At 74.8% G+C, this 16,109-nt stretch carries 15 protein-coding genes; 8 read left to right on the forward strand and 7 right to left on the reverse strand.

Annotated features, from left to right (window positions below; genetic code table 11):
- Window positions 1-98 precede the first annotated feature (98 nt).
- Both OCU29_RS00695 and OCU29_RS00700 read right to left on the reverse strand, forming a co-directional pair.
- A complete protein-coding gene (locus tag OCU29_RS00695) occupies window positions 99-1,028 on the reverse strand; it encodes a hypothetical protein (protein ID WP_261818419.1) in 930 nt (309 codons plus the stop codon).
- On the reverse strand, window positions 1,025-1,981 hold the full coding sequence (locus tag OCU29_RS00700; RefSeq protein ID WP_261818420.1) for a DMT family transporter: 957 nt from the start codon (window positions 1,979-1,981) through the stop codon (window positions 1,025-1,027). The genes OCU29_RS00695 and OCU29_RS00700 overlap by 4 nt, the downstream gene beginning before the upstream one ends.
- Window positions 1,982-2,061: 80 nt before the next feature.
- Here OCU29_RS00700 and OCU29_RS00705 point away from each other — a divergent pair, with 80 nt between their 5' ends.
- From OCU29_RS00705 to OCU29_RS00725, 5 genes are read left to right on the forward strand one after another with little or no spacing between them, the layout of a single operon-like run.
- Entirely contained in the window at window positions 2,062-2,778 is a 717-nt protein-coding gene (locus OCU29_RS00705) for a (deoxy)nucleoside triphosphate pyrophosphohydrolase (RefSeq protein ID WP_261818421.1), read from the forward strand.
- A gap of 10 nt (window positions 2,779-2,788) precedes the next feature.
- Window positions 2,789-3,706 (forward strand): N-acetyl-1-D-myo-inositol-2-amino-2-deoxy-alpha-D-glucopyranoside deacetylase, encoded by a 918-nt coding sequence (gene mshB, locus OCU29_RS00710; RefSeq protein ID WP_179615632.1) that lies wholly within the window; start codon window positions 2,789-2,791, stop codon window positions 3,704-3,706.
- Window positions 3,707-3,720: 14 nt separating this feature from the next.
- Entirely contained in the window at window positions 3,721-4,086 is a 366-nt protein-coding gene (locus OCU29_RS00715; RefSeq protein WP_261818422.1) for a hypothetical protein, read from the forward strand.
- A gap of 24 nt (window positions 4,087-4,110) precedes the next feature.
- Window positions 4,111-5,880, forward strand: a complete 1,770-nt coding sequence (locus OCU29_RS00720) for a VanW family protein (RefSeq protein WP_261818423.1) — start codon at window positions 4,111-4,113, stop codon at window positions 5,878-5,880.
- A 21-nt stretch (window positions 5,881-5,901) separates the two neighbouring features.
- Window positions 5,902-6,939: a DUF389 domain-containing protein gene (locus tag OCU29_RS00725; RefSeq protein WP_261818424.1), complete on the forward strand. Its 1,038-nt coding sequence runs from the start codon at window positions 5,902-5,904 to the stop codon at window positions 6,937-6,939.
- A gap of 6 nt (window positions 6,940-6,945) precedes the next feature.
- Here the strand turns inward: OCU29_RS00725 and OCU29_RS00730 are convergent, their stop codons facing one another.
- On the reverse strand, window positions 6,946-7,926 hold the full coding sequence (locus OCU29_RS00730) for a GNAT family N-acetyltransferase (protein ID WP_261818425.1): 981 nt from the start codon (window positions 7,924-7,926) through the stop codon (window positions 6,946-6,948).
- A gap of 86 nt (window positions 7,927-8,012) precedes the next feature.
- On the opposite strand from OCU29_RS00730, the gene fdxA reads away from it, so the two are divergent.
- Both fdxA and dapC read left to right on the forward strand, forming a co-directional pair.
- Entirely contained in the window at window positions 8,013-8,339 is a 327-nt protein-coding gene (gene fdxA / locus OCU29_RS00735) for a ferredoxin (RefSeq protein WP_179615637.1), read from the forward strand.
- Complete coding sequence (gene dapC / locus OCU29_RS00740) at window positions 8,336-9,484, forward strand: succinyldiaminopimelate transaminase (protein WP_261818899.1); 1,149 nt, start codon at window positions 8,336-8,338, stop codon at window positions 9,482-9,484. The genes fdxA and dapC overlap by 4 nt, the downstream gene beginning before the upstream one ends.
- 100 nt (window positions 9,485-9,584) lie before the next feature.
- On the opposite strand, the gene OCU29_RS00745 is transcribed toward dapC, so the two are convergent.
- Window positions 9,585-9,971: a hypothetical protein gene (locus OCU29_RS00745; RefSeq protein WP_261818426.1), complete on the reverse strand. Its 387-nt coding sequence runs from the start codon at window positions 9,969-9,971 to the stop codon at window positions 9,585-9,587.
- A 72-nt stretch (window positions 9,972-10,043) separates the two neighbouring features.
- Here OCU29_RS00745 and OCU29_RS00750 point away from each other — a divergent pair, with 72 nt between their 5' ends.
- Window positions 10,044-12,101 carry a hypothetical protein gene (locus tag OCU29_RS00750; RefSeq protein WP_261818427.1) on the forward strand — a complete coding sequence of 686 codons (2,058 nt, stop codon included), beginning with the start codon at window positions 10,044-10,046 and terminating at the stop codon, window positions 12,099-12,101.
- On the opposite strand, the gene OCU29_RS00755 is transcribed toward OCU29_RS00750, so the two are convergent.
- From OCU29_RS00755 to OCU29_RS00765, 3 genes are all read right to left on the reverse strand, one after another.
- Complete coding sequence (locus OCU29_RS00755; RefSeq protein ID WP_261818428.1) at window positions 12,098-12,589, reverse strand: hemerythrin domain-containing protein; 492 nt, start codon at window positions 12,587-12,589, stop codon at window positions 12,098-12,100. The genes OCU29_RS00750 and OCU29_RS00755 overlap by 4 nt on opposite strands.
- 94 nt (window positions 12,590-12,683) lie before the next feature.
- Entirely contained in the window at window positions 12,684-15,245 is a 2,562-nt protein-coding gene (locus tag OCU29_RS00760) for an ABC transporter permease (protein ID WP_261818429.1), read from the reverse strand.
- Window positions 15,246-15,248: 3 nt separating this feature from the next.
- The gene (locus tag OCU29_RS00765; RefSeq protein ID WP_261818430.1) at window positions 15,249-16,025 is read right to left on the reverse strand and encodes an ABC transporter ATP-binding protein; all 777 of its coding nucleotides are present in this window, start codon (window positions 16,023-16,025) and stop codon (window positions 15,249-15,251) included.
- Between the last annotated feature and the right edge of the window lie 84 nt (window positions 16,026-16,109).

The following is a 16,109-nucleotide window of genomic DNA, read 5'->3' on the forward strand; positions in this document are numbered from 1 at the left end:
GGCCGCTTGTCGGAACAGCGGACCGGCACCGCACATCCGGCGCCTGCCCCCATCCCCCGGGGCAGGCGCCGGGTCACGTCCGGCACCGGTCGGCGCACTCAGGCGGTGCGCAGCCGCACGACCCACCGCCGACGCGGGTGCTCGGTGACCGTCCACAGGTCGCCGGCCGCGTCGGCGTACAGGTCCTCGGGTCCCATCGGCATCGCCCACCGGCGGGCCTGGAAGTCGCCGGGGGAGCCGGTCCACAGCGTGCCGGGGCCCCAGGGGCCGTGCGAGGTGGTGACCGACCAGCGGCCCTCGCGCTCCACGACTCCCTGCATGCCGGCCACGCCCTCGCCCACGACGACCGGGGCGGAGCAGGGCAGGTCGGTGCGGGGGTCGACGTCGATGCGGGCCAGGCGCCGCGTCCTCTTGCCGCGGGCGTACTCACCCACGACGATCCCCGACGCGCCCGCCGACAGGAACGAGTAGCGCAGCGGCTCGACACCGTCGGGCGCCGAGGCGCGGTGCGCGTGGCGCACCGGCAGCACCGGCCCCTCGTCGGTGACGACGACGTCGTCCAGGTGTGCGGTGTAGAAGCCCCTCGCGGTGGCCGCGACGTGCAGCCAGCGACCGGTGCGGGCAAGACCGCCGGCATGCACCTTGAGCGGCGCCAGCTCCAGGGCCCCCGAGTCGTCCACGCGGGGCACCGCCAGCCGCACGTGGGCATACCAGCCCGCCCGGGTGTCGACCACCGAGATCCGGGAGCCGCCCGACTTCGCGTACCACGAGACCAGCAGCGTCGCGTCGGCCTCGGCGGCGTCGGTGACGCCCTGCGGCCACCACTCACGGTCGCGCCGGTCGGGCTTCTCCCACGTCCACGCCGTCATGCCCAGCGCGCGCAACGCCCAGCTGCGGCGCAGCTGACCCGTCAGCGGCACGGCCTCGAGGCAGACCGCCCCCGGCACCCGCGGGTACGCCGCGCTGCGAGCCAGCCGCAGCCCGCTCGCCTCGTCGACCCACGCGGTCTCGGCCTCGGGCTGGCTCATGCGGTCGGCTCCTGGAGTCTCGCGGCGGCTGCTGCTGTACGACGGGCGCGCCCGGCGCGGGTCGCGACGGCGACGCCCACCACCGAGAGTGCCAGCCCCACCACCTGGCGCGGGCCCAGGGTGTCGCCGAACGCCACCCAGGCCAGCACCGCGGTCACCGGCGGCATCAGGAAGAAGACGCTGGCCCCGGCGCTGGCCCCACCGCGGCGCACGAGCACGCCGAGCAGCAGCAGCCCCACCACCGAGTTGATGCCGGCGATGTAGCCGATCGCGGCCAGGCCCAGCAGCGGGTCGTCGACCCCACCGGTGCCCTCGACCGCCAGCGCCACCACGCCCAGCGGCACCGCCGCGACCGCGCACTGCACCGTCGCCGACCAGATCGGGTCGGCGCTCACGTGGATCCAACGCTGCCCCAGGGTGCCCAGGCTCAGCGCCAGCAGGCTCGCCACCCCCAGCACCAGTCCCAGGGGCCCGCCGGCCCCGTCGACGTCGGGCCCCAGCACCACCAGCACGCCCACCACGCCCGCCGCGAAGCCCAGCACCTGCACCCGGGTCAGCCGCTCGCCGAGCAGCAGCCCCGCCAGCACCACCGTCAGCACGGGGGACAGGGAGTGCAGCAGCGAGGCCAGGGTCGCGCCCAGGCCGAGCTCGAAGGCGACGTACATCAGCCCGAACTGCACCGCGTTGAGCACCAGCCCGACCGCCCCGACCCGCACCACCTCGTCGCGGGTCATCCGCATCGGCCCGCGCAGCCACCACGCCAGCGGGGCGAGCAGCAGCGCGGCCAGCGCGAAGCGCAGGGTGAGCAGCGTGAACGGCTCGACCACGCTCACCCCCGCCGGGCCGGCGATGTAGCCCGACGACCACACCAGCACGAACGCCGCCGCCGGGACGAGCGGTACGGCGCCGGGTGGGGGAGCGGAGCGGGTGGGGGTGCGGTCCCGAGAGGTCACGGGCCCAGCCTGCCTCATGGGGTGGTCCCGAGGCGGTTGCTGCGCAACCTCCTCGACCAACGGGTCGATATCGTGCGGGCGTGGCTGAGCGGAGGCTGGTGGTGGGCGCGGCGATCGTGCGCGGGGCGCGCGTGCTGGCCGCGCGACGTACGACGCCGCCCGAGGCCGCGGGGCGGTGGGAGCTGCCGGGCGGCAAGGTCGAGCCGGGCGAGCGGCCCGCCGACGCGCTGGAGCGCGAGATCGCCGAGGAGCTCGGCTGCCAGATCGAGGTGACCGCCTGGCTGGGCGGCACCAGCGAGATCGACGACCACCTCGAGCTGCGGGTGGCGGTGGCCCGCATCGTCGAGGGCGAGCCCGCGCCCCACGAGCACGACCGCCTGACCTGGGTGGGCGCCGACGGGCTCGACGGGCCCGGCGGGCTCGACTGGATGGCGGCCGACCGGCCGTTCCTGCCCGAGCTGACCCACCTGCTGCGCGCGGCCGAGACCGAGCAGCGCCGCGCGGTGCTGCGCGCGGTCCTCTTCGACGAGGACGACGCCACCGCGGTGCTGCGGCGGCTGCGCGGCGACGGCTACGAGGCGCACCTCGAGCGCGAGCGGCTGGCCGGCGAGGACGACGACGAGGACCACCCCTGGGCGGTGCTCACCGACGCCCCGCAGTGGCTGGTCGAGGTGCTCGTCGACGACCACGAGGGCTGGCTCGACGACGACACCGTGGCCGCGACCCCGCCCCCGGCCGCGCCCCTCGACCTGCCGTCCGGCCCCCGGCGCATCAAGAGACCTGGCGCGCAGACCTAGGATCGAGCCCATGTCGACCACCTCCGGAGACCAGCGCCTGCTCCTGGTGCACGCCCACCCCGACGACGAGTCGATCGGGCAGGGCGCCACGATGGCCAAGTACGCCGCCGAGGGCCGCGGCGTCACGCTGGTGACCTGCACCGCCGGCGAGATGGGCGAGATCCTGGTGCCCGAGCTCGAGCACCTCGCCGCCGACAAGGACGACCGGCTCGGCGAGCACCGCCGCACCGAGCTCGCCGCGGCCATGAAGGCGCTCGGCGTCACCGACCACCGCTTCCTCGGCGGCTTCGGCCGATTCCGCGACTCCGGCATGAAGTGGCACGCCGACGGCCACGCGGTCGCCGCCGACGACATCCACGACAACGCCTTCTGGCGCGCCGACCTCACCGAGGCCGCCGACCTGCTGGTCGAGGTGATCCGCGAGGTCCGCCCACAGGTGCTGGTCACCTACGACCAGTTCGGCGGCTACGGCCACCCCGACCACATCCAGGCCCACCGCGTCGCGATGTACGCCGCCCAGCTCGCCGCGGTGCCGTCGTACCGCCGCGACCTCGGCGCGCCGTGGGAGATCGCCAAGATCTACTGGGGCGCGATGTCGGAGAGCCGGATGCGCGCCGGGCTGCGCGCGCTGCGCGAGGCCGGCGACACCACCAGCTTCGAGGGCATGGACCCCGACGGCCCGCTGCCGCACTTCATCACCCCCGACGAGGACCTCGCCTGCGCGGTCGACGCCACCGACTACGTCGACACCAAGATGGCCGCCCTGGCCGCGCACGCCACCCAGATCACCACCGACGGGCCGTTCTTCGCGCTCTCCAACAACGTCGGGGCCACCGCGTGGGGCCAGGAGTTCTACCGGATCGCCAAGGGCACCCTGGGCCCGGTGGGGGAGGACGGCCTCGAGACCGACCTCTTCGCGGGGCTCTGAGCACGCTCCTGCCCATGCCGCTGCGCGTGCTGGCCGTGGGCGCCCTCCTGCTGGCCGGTGCCGTGACCGGGTTGGGCGTGCTGCTGGTGCACGCCACCGGCTGGGGCCTGGCGCTCGGCGCGGCCGCGTCGCTGGCGGTGCTGCTGGCGCTGCCGCCCGGCTTCACCACCCGGGTCGCCTACGCGCTGGGGATGGCGCTGCTCCTGGTCGCCGCCGCACGGCCACGGCCCGAGGGCGACTACCTGATCGGCTCGGGCCTGCTCGGCTACGGGCTGCTGGGGCTCTCGCTGGTGCTCGTGGTGGCGGCCGTGGTCAGCGTGCCGCGGCGCCCGCACCCCACCGCGCCATCCACCCCTCCCGGCGAGGATTCAAGGCTGTAGGTGCTGGCTCTTAGAGTGGAACGTGTGAGCCGAGACCCCAAGCGACCCTCCGACGACCGCGAGTCCAGCGGCGCCAAGGCCGTGGTGCTGATCCTCGGTGTCCTGGTCCTGCTGGCCGGCGGCGGCTACGCCGTGGCCGGCGCCGTGGCCGGTGACAAGGTGCCGCGCGGCACCACCATCGCCGGCATCGACGTGGGCGGGCGCAGCCCCGCGCGCGCCGAGCGCACCCTGGCCGCCGGGCTCGACGAGCGGCTCGGCTCGCCGCTGAGCGTCTCGCTGCCCGGTGGCGAGACCACCGAGATCGACCCGGCGCAGGCGGGCCTCTCGGTCGACACCGCAGCCTCGGTCGCCGACGCCGGCGGCCGGCAGTCGTGGGCGCCCGACCGGCTCTGGGACTTCTTCACCGGCGGTGAGGACCTCGACCCCGTCGTCGAGGTCGACGAGTCCGCGCTCGACGCCGCCCTGGACGAGGCCGCCGAGGGTGTCGCCCAGCCCGCCGTCGACGGCCAGGTGCGCCTGACCGCCACCGGCGTGAAGACCACGAAGGCCAAGGTGGGCAGCGAGCTGGACGTCGAGGCCGCCCGCGAGGCCGTCGTGGCGGCGTACGTCGCGATGGCCGGCGGTGACGACGACGCGAGCGCCGAGCTCGTGGTCCGCGACGTCGAGCCCGACATCGACGACGCCGACGTCGACCGCGCCGTCGAGGAGTTCGCCAACCCCGCGATGTCGGCGCCGGTCTCGCTCGACTTCGGCGACGCGACCGTGAGCCTCGACCCGCAGCAGTACGCACCGATCGTGCGGCTCAAGGCCGTCGACGGCGCCCTCGAGCCGGCCGTGAACACCAGGAAGCTCGTCGGCCTCGTCGACGCCGCGACCGCCGGCGACGGCGCCCCGGTCGACGCGACCGTCGCGCTGGTCGACGGCAAGCCCAAGGTGGTGCCCGGCAAGCCCGGCGTGACCTACGACCCCGCCGACGTCACCGACGCGCTGCTCGAGGTCGTCGTGCGCCGCGAGGGCCGGCGCAGCGCCGAGGTCGAGGCCAAGGTCGAGAAGCCCGACTTCACCACCAAGGACGCGCGCGAGCTCAACATCCGCGAGCAGGTCTCGACGTTCACCACCTACTACCCCAACGCGGAGTACCGCAACGTCAACATCGGTCGCGCCGCCGAGATCATCGACGGCACCGTGCTCGCCCCCGGCGAGACCTTCTCGATGAACGACACGGTGGGCGAGCGGACCCGCGAGAACGGCTTCACCGAGGGCTTCATCATCTCCAACGGCATCCTCAAGGAGGACCTCGGCGGCGGCGTCTCGCAGATGGCCACCACCCTCTTCAACGCCGCGTTCTTCGCCGGCCTCGAGGACGTCGAGCACAAGCCGCACTCGTTCTACATCGACCGCTACCCGGTCGGGCGCGAGGCCACGGTCGCGTGGGGCGCCATCGACCTGCGCTTCAAGAACGACACGCCCCACGGCATCCTCATCGACACCAACGTCACCCCCGGCGACGCGACCGGCACCGGCGTGGTCACCGCGACCTTCTACTCCACCAAGTACTGGGACATCACCTCCAAGACCGGTGAGCGCTACGACTACACCCAGCCCACGACGCGCACCCTGTCGGGCGAGGACTGCTACGCCTACGAGGGCTCCGCGGGCTTCTCCATCAACGTGTGGCGCTACTTCCGCCGCGCGGGGGAGTCGGAGCTGGAGCGCACCGAGAAGTTCAACACCGTCTACACGCCCTCCGACGGCGTGGAGTGCAAGCCGGCGAAGGCGGGCTCCGGGGGCTGAGCGTGGCCCTATCGTGAGCGGATGCTGGTCCACCTGCGGCTCACCGCACCCGCCGACCTGACCGACGCCGTCCGCGAGACGCTGTGCGAGCCCGACTGGGCCACCAACGTCACCCTGCAGCGCGACGTGGTGATCAACCCGCCCGGCGACCTGCTCGAGTGCGACGTGGCCCGGGAGAAGGCCGGCCCGCTCATCGACAAGCTCGAGCGGTGCGGGCTCAAGGAGCGCGGCTCGATCCTGGTCGTCGACCCCAGCGGCGCGCCCTTCGACCGGGCCGAGGAGCTCGAGGCGCTCGCGCCCGGCCACCCCGACGACGCGGTGATCTGGGAGCAGGTCGAGGCCGACGCCGAGGGCGGGGCCGACCCGACGGTCTCCTACCACCTGTTCCTGGTGCTGGCGGTGGCGCTGGGCGCGGTCGCGGTGCTCACCGACTCGGCGGTGCTCGTGGTCGGGGCGATGGTGGTGGGCCCCGACTTCGCGGTGGTGGCCAGCGCCAGTGCCGGCGTCGTGCTGGGCCGGTGGCGGCTCGTGCGCCGCAGCCTGCAGCTGCTGGTGCTGTCCTTCGTGCTGGCGATCGCGGTCGTGGGCCTGTCGTGCCTGCTGGGGCGGGCCACCGGGATGATCGACCTGGCCGACGTGACCGCCAAGCGGCCGAACACCGGCTTCATCTGGCGCCCCGACCAGTGGTCGCTGGTGGTGGCCCTCATCGCCGGCGCCGCGGGCGTGCTGGCGCTGTCGATCCAGAAGACCTCCACGATGGTCGGCGTCTTCATCAGCGTCACCACCGTGCCCGCCGCCGGCAACCTCGCGCTGGGCCTGGCGTTCCTCGAGACCGCCGAGATCCTGGGGTCGCTGGCCCAGCTCGGCATCAACATCGCCGGGATGCTGGTGGCCGGCACGCTGGTGCTGGCGGTGCAGCGGCGCTGGTGGATCCCCATCACCGCCGGGGCCGAAAGGGTCTTCCGGGCCACGTCGTACGGCAACGACGACGGGCGTGCCGGGTCAGCGGGGCCGGGGCACAGCCGCGACGAGGGCATCGGCGTGCGAGACGAGGACTGAGCCGCCTCAGCCCGCGTCGCCGGGCACCAGGTAGCGCGTCACGTGGTGCACGGCCAGGCCGAGGCCGTCGTAGAGGGCGCGCGCGGCGGGGTTGTCGGACTCGACGTGCAGCCACACCGTCATCGCGCCGCGCTCGGCGCCCCACTCGAGCAGGGCGTCGAGGACCTCGCCGGCCAGGCCCTGGCGGCGGTGCTCGAGACGGGTGCGCAGACCGTTGAGCCCCAGCCAGTCGCCGTGCACGGCCCCGCGGCCCTCGGCGCGCGGCTCGGCGGTGCCCGGCACCACCACGTGCACCCGCTCGTCACGGTCGCCCTCGAGGGCGACCACGCCCAGGCCCCGGCCGCGCCCGCGGCGGGCGCGGCGCACCGCGACCAGCGAACCCAGGCGGAACTCGACCTCGCCGTGCGGGTGGGGCACCCACCCCCGCTCCCGGAAGGCGGCCTCGACGTCGCCGTCGGCCTCGACCGAGACCATCGGGTCGCGGCCGCGCTCGGCGTAGAAGTCGAGCACCGCCCGTTCCGCCTCGGCGAACGAGCAGCCGGGGTCGCCCATCGCCAGCGCCGAGTTGGCGCGCTTGTAGAGCCGCCCGATCGGCGCCGGGTCGCTGCGCAGCACCCACTCGCCGACGTCGCGGCGCTCCACGTCGGGGAACAGCACGAACGAGTGGCCCTCGGCCTCGCGGGCCGAGACCCGCTGGCGCACCGACGCCCTCGGCGGCACCGGCTTGCCGGCGACGATGTCGGCGACCGGGATCGTCACCGGCTCGCCGTCGGCGGGCTGCACCACGCACACGCCCTCGCCCCAGGCCAGGCAGGTGCCCAGCACGTCGGTCAGCGCCGGGCCGCCGCTGGGGCCGGTCTCGACCTCGCCGGGCCCACCCTCGGCGCCGGGGCGGCGTACGACGCGGCGCACGACCACCCGGGTGCCCACGACGTGGGGGCCCAGGTGCGGCGCTCCCGAGGGGTGGGCTTCCGGCGATGCAGGCACGGCGGGATACTAGGCTGCGCAACGGCGTCACCAGGATGCCGCCACCCTGCTGAACCCCCGCTGACCCCGCCTCCGAGGAGGAACCGGTGACCTACGTCATCTCCCAGCCGTGCGTCGACCTCAAGGACCGCGCCTGCGTCGACGAGTGCCCCGTCGACTGCATCTACGAGGGCAAGCGGATGCTCTACATCCACCCCGACGAGTGCGTCGACTGCGGTGCCTGCGAGCCGGTCTGCCCGGTCGAGGCGATCTTCTACGAGGACGACACCCCGGAGGAGTGGAAGGGCTACTACGACGCCAACGTGCACTTCTTCGACGACCTCGGCTCGCCGGGCGGCGCCGCGAAGATGGGCGAGATCGACAAGGACCACCCGATGGTCGCCGCGCTCCCGCCGCAGAACCAGGACTCCTGAACCAGCGTCGCCGGTCGGGCGGGCCGGTCTCGGCCCGCCTGCCCGACTTCCCCTGGGACCAGCTGACGTCGTACGCCGCCACCGCGCGCGCCCACCCCGACGGCATCGTCGACCTCTCGGTCGGCACCCCCGTCGACCCGACGCCCGAGGTGGCCCAGGCCGCCCTGCGCGCGGCGAGCGACTCGCCGGGCTACCCGGTCACGATCGGTCTCGAGCGCACCCGCCAGGCGTGCCTCGACTGGCTCGAGCGGCGCCACGGCGTGACCGGCGTGCCGGGGCTCGACCTCGGCGCGGTGATCCCCTCGATCGGCTCCAAGGAGCTGGTCGCGACCCTGCCGCTGCACCTGGGCGTGGGGCCCGGTGACGTCGTGGCCTACCCCGAGCTGGCCTACCCGACGTACGAGGTCGGGGCGGCGCTGTGCGGCGCGACCGGTGTGGCCACCGACTCGCTGACCTCCTTCGGCCCCGAGGCGCCGGCGCTGCTGTGGCTGAACTCCCCGTCGAACCCGACGGGGCGGGTGCTGCCGGCGGCCCACCTGCGCAAGGTCGTCGACTGGTGCCGCGAGCGCGGCACCGTGCTCGTCTCCGACGAGTGCTACGTCGAGTGCTCCTGGGAGGGTGAGCGGCCCGTCTCGGTGCTGCACCCCGACATCAACGGCGGCTCCCTCGAGGGCATCCTCGCGGTGCACTCGCTCTCGAAGCGCTCCAACCTCGCCGGCTACCGCTGCTCCTTCGTCGCCGGCGACCCGGCCCTGGTGGGCGAGCTGCTCGCGGTGCGCAAGAACCTCGGGCTGATCATGCCCGGGCCGATGCAGCACGCGATGGTCGCCGCCCTCGACGACGACGCGCACGCCGACGAGCAGCACGCCCGCTACGCCGCGCGGCGTACGGCCCTGCGCGCCGCGCTGGAGGGCGCGGGCTTCCGCGTCGACCACTCCGAGTCGTCGCTCTACCTGTGGTCGACCCGCGTGGTCGACGGGGTCGAGCAGGACTGCTGGGAGACCGTCGCCTGGCTCGCCGAGCGCGGCATCCTCGCCGCCCCCGGCGTCTTCTACGGCCGCGCCGGCGCCCGCCACGTGCGGGTCGCCTTCACCGCCACCGACGAGCGGGTCTCCGCCGCGGTGGCTCGGCTCGCGGCGGGCTGAAGGTTCATCGGGCACCCGATGGAACTGGCGCCACCCGGCTGAAGATTCATGGCGGCAGCGCGAGCTCCATCGGGTACCCGATGAAACTCCCGCGGGCCGCTCAGACCGCCGCGCCCATCACCCCCAGCATGTGGTCGAGCACGACGGTGTGGGCGTGGGAGGGGCTGAAGAGGATGACCTCGGCGTCCTGCTCGACACGCACGCTGTGCCCGGCGCGCCAGCTGAAGAGGTCGCCGGTGGTGCAGCGCTCGGGGTCGCCGTCGGTGTAGCTCACGACCAGCGCGCCGGAGATGACGTAGCCGACGTGGGTGGCCTGGCAGGCGTCGCCGGGCAGGCCCACCAGCAGCGGGGCGATGTCGGTGCCGGCGGCCAGCGAGAACCACTCGGCGGCCAGCGGGCCCTCGGCGAGGCCGAAGTCGGGCAGCTGGCGGGCGGTGGCGCCGGGCACGTCGATCTTGACGGGCAGGTCGTGCTGCGAGATGCGCATGGGAGTCTCCTGTGCGAGTGGGTGGCTGGGCTGTCACTCGTACGGCGTGACAATCGGTGTCACAGTGGGACAGTGACGCTCGACCGGGCCCGCGCGGCCCTCGGCACCGGCGCATGGACCGACGCCCTGACCGAGCTCGGGGCGCTCGCCGAGGACGACGGTCCGCAGCTGGCGGACGCCCTCGAGGTGCAGGCCGCGGCCTGCTACGGCGCCGGCGACCTCGAGCGCTCCATCGGGTCCTGGGAGCGGCTGCACGACCTGCACGAGCAGCGCGGGGAGACCGAGCAGGCCGGGCGCGCGGCGGCGATGACCGCGCTGCACCTGCTCATCGACTCGGGCCTGATGGCCACGGTGCGCGGCTGGAACCGCCGCGCCGAGGAGCTGCTGGGCCCCACGCCCGAGTCGCCGGTGTGGGCGGTGGTGGCCATGGTGGCCGGCTACGAGCGGTTCTTCAGCGGCGACCCGGTCGCCGCGCGCGAGCTGGCGAGCCGCGCCGTCGAGCTCGGCCGCGAGCGCGACGTCGTCGCCGCCATCGTGGTGGGGCGTACGGCGCTGGCCCGGCTGCGCATCCTCGACGGTGCGGTCGAGGAGGGCCTCGAGCTGCTCGACGAGGTCGCCATCGAGCTGACCTCCGAGCGCGTCGACCCGCTGACGGCGGGGATGATGCTCTGCGAGCTCGTCTGCGCCGCGCAGGGCGTCGGGCGCCACGACCGGGCCCGGGAGTGGACCGAGGTGATGCAGCGCTGGCGCCCGGGCCGCGCCGTGGGCGGCATCAACGGGCGCTGCCGGGTGCACCGCGCCGAGATGCTGCGCTGGTCGGGACCGGGGGAGGAGGCCGAGGCCGAGGCGGTCGCCGCCTGCGAGGAGCTGCGGCCCTGGATGCGGCGCGAGTACGGCTGGCCGCTGGTCGAGCTCGGCACGATCCGGCTGCGCCTGGGTGACCTGGTGGGCGCGGAGGAGGCCCTGCTCGAGGCCCACGAGCACGCCTGGTGCCCCCAACCGGCGCTCGCCCTCCTGCGCCTGGCCCAGGGCCGGGGCGAGGAGGCGCTGGGCCTGCTCGACGAGGCCGTCGCCCACCCGCTCCCGATGCCCTCCAAGGAGCGGCCCCCCTTCGTCGAGCTGCGGGTCGCGCCGCTGCTGGAGGCGCAGGCCGAGGTCGCCGCCGCGCTCGGCCGGCCACCAGCGGTCGCGCGCGCGGCCGAGCGGCTCGAGGCGATCGCGCAGCGCTGGCCGGGCCCGGGCCTCTGCGCCGCCGCGGCGCTGGCCCGGGCCCGCGCCGAGCTGGCCGCCGGGCGCCCGGCCGTCGAGGCCGGCACGGCCGCGGTCGCGGCCTGGGCCGACGCGGAGGCGGCGTACGAGACGGCGGGCGCCCGCGAGGTGCTGGCTGCGGCGCTCGACGCAGCCGGTCGCCCCGACGCGGCACGCCTCGAGCGCGACTCGGCGCTCGCGGCCTACCAGGCGTTCGGCGCCGCCCTCGACGTACGCCGCCTGCTCGCGGCCGCGGGGCAGGGCGAGGAGGAGCCGGGGGAGCGGGCGGCGGGGCCGCCGGTCGCGGTCTTCGAACGCCTCGGCAGCAGCCGTCGGGTCGCGCTCGGCGGGGTCGAGCGGGTGCTGCCCGACCTCAAGGGGTTGCGCTACCTCGAGCGGCTGCTGGCCCGGCCCGGCGAGGAGCTGCACGTGCTCGACCTGGTCGCCGGCGAGGCCGACCCGCAGGCCCCCGAGGGGGTCGTCCGGGTCGACGCCCCGGGCCTCCTGGTGCTCGACGAGGAGGCCAAGGCGGCCTACCGCCGACGGCTGGCCGAGGTCGAGGACGACCTCGAGGAGGCGGTGCGCGCCGACGACCTGGCGCGCCAGGAGATGGCCGCGCGCGACCGCGACTACCTGCTCGCCGAGCTCTCGCGGGCAGTGGGCCTGGGGGGTCGCGACCGGCGTACCGGCGGCTCGGCCGAGCGCGCGCGCACGAGCGTGACGCGCTCGCTGCGCTACGGGCTGGCGCGCCTGGCCGAGCAGCACCCCGACCTCGGCGCCCACCTGTCGCAACGGCTCCGCACGGGCACCTACTGCTGCTACGAGCCCGACCCGTTGAGCCCGGTGACCTGGCGGCTGGGCCAGCCGAGCCAGCGGGACTAGCCGGGCTCGCTGGGGTCGGCGCAGGTCCAGCCGGGCGGCGTGTGGGCGTGGCTCAGCTGGTTCAGGAGAGTGGCCTGCTGCCGTTCGGTGAGCGTGTCCTCGACGTGGGCGAGGATGACGGGCCGCTCGGTCGAGGTGTGCCGGTCGAGCTCGGCCTGCAGGATCCGCGCCGCGGTGCGGACGTCGGGGGTGCCGGGCGTGGCCAGGTCGGCATCGAGCCGGTCGAGGGTCTCCCACAGCTGGTAGTGGTCGAGCGACATGGCGTGCACCGGGCCCTCCATCCCTGCCTCGCGCAGCAGCGGGAACACCAGCTCCTCCTGCACGTAGATGTGCTCCCGCAGCGCCGAGACCGCCTCCCCGAGCCGGCGCGCCGCGACGGTGGGGCCGCCGCGTCGGGCCAGGTAGTCGTCGATGTGCTGCTCGATGGTGCGGCAGCCGGCCTCGAGGACGACCGAGAGCCGCACGGGCGGCAACGGGTCGTGGGTCATGGGCACCTCCGGGGGGCGGGGTTCCCACGCTAGGCCTGGCGCGTTGCACAGCCCAGGGCCGAAGGACCCAGCGGCGCGGGCCGGCGTCAGGGGTCTACTCGGTCGCGATCGCCTCGAGCACGTTCATCCGCGAGGCGCGCACCGCCGGCACGATGGCGGCGAGCACCCCGAAGACCACGGCGACGGCCAGGAAGGCCACCAGGCTCGTCCAGGGCAGCGCCAGCTCGGAGAGGTCCTCGCGCAGCGAGCGCTGCAGCAGCACCCCGATCAGCACGCCCAGCACCAGCCCGAGCACCGCGCCCATCACGGCGATGGTCACCGACTCCAGGGTCACCATCAGCCGCAGCCGGCGCCGCGAGAGCCCCACGGCGCGCAGCAGCCCGATCTCGCGGGTGCGCTCGAGGACGCTGAGGCTCAGGGTGTTGACGATGCCGATCACCGCGATGACCACCGACAGGGCGAGCAGACCGTAGACGATGTAGAGCAGCTGGTTGACCTGCGAGGTGATCGAGTCGGCGAACTCCTCCTTGTCCTGCACCGCCACGACCGGCAGGTCGGCGACCAGCGCCTCGAGGTCGGCCTGGACCGCCTCGACGTCGGCGCCGGGCTCGGTGTTGATGCTCAGCGCCGAGTCGACGCGCCGCACCCCCGCGGCCTCGAGCACGTCGAAGCCGACGTTGAGCGGCCCGGCGACCTGGCTGTCCTCGAAGATGCCGGCCACCACGACCGGCACCCGGCGGTCGCCGGGGAAGCCGAGGTCGATGCTCTGGCCGAGCTCGAGGTCGCGCTCGGCCGCGGTGTCGGCCGAGACGACGACCTCGCCGGGCCCCGGCTGCTCGCTGCCGGCCACCATGCTCAGGTCGTAGACGTCGCCGAAGAACCCGTCGGTCGCCGCGACGTACGTCGGGTCCTCGTCGTCGCCGACCGTGGCCAGCACCGCCTGCTGCCGCGAGACCACCTCGACGCCGTCGACGCGGCTCATCCGGTCGCCGATCGCGACCGGGAAGCTGCCGAAGACCGGTGACTGCACCAGGAAGTCGGACTCGAACTGCTCGTCGACCAGCCGGTCGCTCGACGCGCTCACCGACGCCGCGAGCACCCCCACCGCCGAGACCAGCGCGAGGCCGATCATCAGCGCGGAGGCGGTGGCGCCGGTGCGCCGCGGGTTGCGCAGCGCGTTGTCGCCGGCGAGACGGCCGGTGGTGCCGAAGAGGGCGCCGAAGCCGCGCCGGGCGGCCAGCAGCACCGGCCGGCCCAGCACCGGGCTGATCGCCGCGGTGGTCAGCACCCACACCACCGCGCCGGCGCCCAGCCAGAGCGCGTCGTTGCCGGGGGCGCCGGCCAGGCCCAGGGCGGCCAGGACGCCGCCGAGCACCAGCGCGAGCGCACCCAGCAGGGTGCGGCGGCGCAGCCCGGCCCCGCTGGGCCCGGTCTCCTCGCGCATCGCCACGACCGGCGCGACCGTCGCCGCCCGTCGGGCCGGCAGGTAGGCCGAGGCGAGGGTCACGCCCAGGCCCACGACGTACGCCGTCGCGATGGTCGCCGGGGTCAGGTCGAGCACCCCGCCGTCGATGGGCAGCCCGATGCTGGTGAACAGCGCGGCCAGGGCGCGGGCCAGGCCCAGGCCCAGCAGGAGTCCGACGCTGGAGCCGAGCACGGCGGTCAGGGCGGCCTCCAGGAGCACCGAGCGGCGCACCTGTGCGCGGCTGGCGCCGAGCCCGCGCAGCAGCGCGAGCTCGCGGACCCGCTGGGCGACCAGGATCGAGAAGGTGTTGGCGATGATGAAGCCGCCGACCACCACGGCGATCACCGCGAACGCGCCCAGGAAGATGTCGATGAAGCCGAGGAACTCCCCGACCGCCGACTTCGACTCCTCGGCGACCACGTCACCCGCGACCGCCTCGTAGCCGGCGGGCACGACGGCGCCGGCGGCCTCGGCGAGCTGTCGCTGGTCGACCCCGGGCGCGGCGGTCAGCGCCACGGAGGTGAACGCGTCGGCGCCGTCGAGGAACATCTCCTGCGCGCCGGTGGTCGAGAAGATCACCAGGGTGGCGCCCGCGGTGCCCGCCCCGGCGTTGAAGCCGGCCAGGCCGACCAGCTCGAGCTCGACGCTGACCGGGCCGCTGCCGTCGACGCCCGGCGGGATGACGGTGACGGCGTCGCCGACCTCGTAGCCGGCGTTGGTGGCCGCCGTGGTGTCGAGGACGATCTCGTCGACCGCGTCGGGCCACCGGCCCTCGTCGAGCGCCAGGATGGGCTCGCCGTCCATGTTGGGGGTGTCGGTGTAGTTGAAGGAGAGCGTGGGCGCACCGCCGGTGCCGACCAGCTTGAGGTCGGGGTCGAGCACGTAGAGCCCCAGCCCGTCGACGTTGCCGTCGGCGCCGGCCACCTCGGGCAGGGCGGCCAGCTCGGCGACGTCGTCGGGGTCGAGGGTATGGGTGTTGCCCGCGCCGACGGCCTCGAAGGAGGCGGTGCCGGCCGGGCGGACCACGGCGTCGCTGGTCGAGCCGTCGATGATCCCGTCGAAGGTCGTCGACATGCCGCTGCTGAAGGTCAGCACTCCGGTCAGGAAGCCGATGCCGAGCACGATCGCCAGCGTGCTCATGGCCAGGCGGGCCTTGCGCGCCAGCAGGGTGCGCCAGGTCAGGCGGAGCACCGCTCAGCCCGCCCGAGGCGGCACCGGCGCCGGCTGCAGGCGCCGCATCCGCTCCAGCACCCCGTCGCGGTCGGGGTCGCGCAGCTCGTCGACGATGCGGCCGTCGGCCAGGAAGAGGATCCGGTCGGTGTACGCCGCCGCCACCGGGTCGTGGGTGACCATCACGATGGTCTGGCCGAACTCGTCGACGCTGCGCCGCAGGAAGCGCATCACCTCCGCCGAGCTGGTCGAGTCGAGGTTGCCGGTGGGCTCGTCGGCGAAGACGATCGCGGGCCGGCTGACCAGGGCCCGCGCGCAGGCCACGCGCTGCTGCTGGCCGCCGGAGAGCTCGCTGGGGCGGTGCCCGAGCCGGGGTCGCAGCCCGACCGCGTCGACGACGGTGTCGAACCAGGCCGGCTCGGGCTTGCGGCCGGCCAGGTCGAGCGGCAGCAGGATGTTCTCCTGCGCGGTCAGGGTCGGCACCAGGTTGAAGGCCTGGAAGACGAAGCCGATCTTCTCGCGGCGCAGCGCGGTGAGCCGCTTGTCGCTGAGCCCGTGCAGCGCCGTGCCGTCGACGACGACCTCGCCGCTGGTGGGGGTGTCGAGCGCCGCCAGGCAGTGCATCAGGGTCGACTTGCCGGAGCCGGAGGGCCCCATGATGGCGGTGAACTCGCCGCGGTGCAGGTCGACGCTGACGCCGTCGAGCGCGCGCACCTGCGCTTCGTCGGCGCCGTACACCTTGGTCAGGTCGTGGGCGCTGGCCGCGGGCGTGGGCGGCTGCGCGGCGGTGGGCTGGGCCATGCGCCGAGTCTGGCAGCGGTCGGTGCCGCGCGTCATCGGGAATACCCCGGATGGTGTCCCCGGGGTCCCCGACCACCCCTCAGG

The sequence above is a fragment of the Nocardioides sp. OK12 genome (genome assembly GCF_024341885.1).
In the GTDB taxonomy this organism is placed as follows: Bacteria; Actinomycetota; Actinomycetes; order Propionibacteriales; family Nocardioidaceae; genus Nocardioides; species Nocardioides marinisabuli.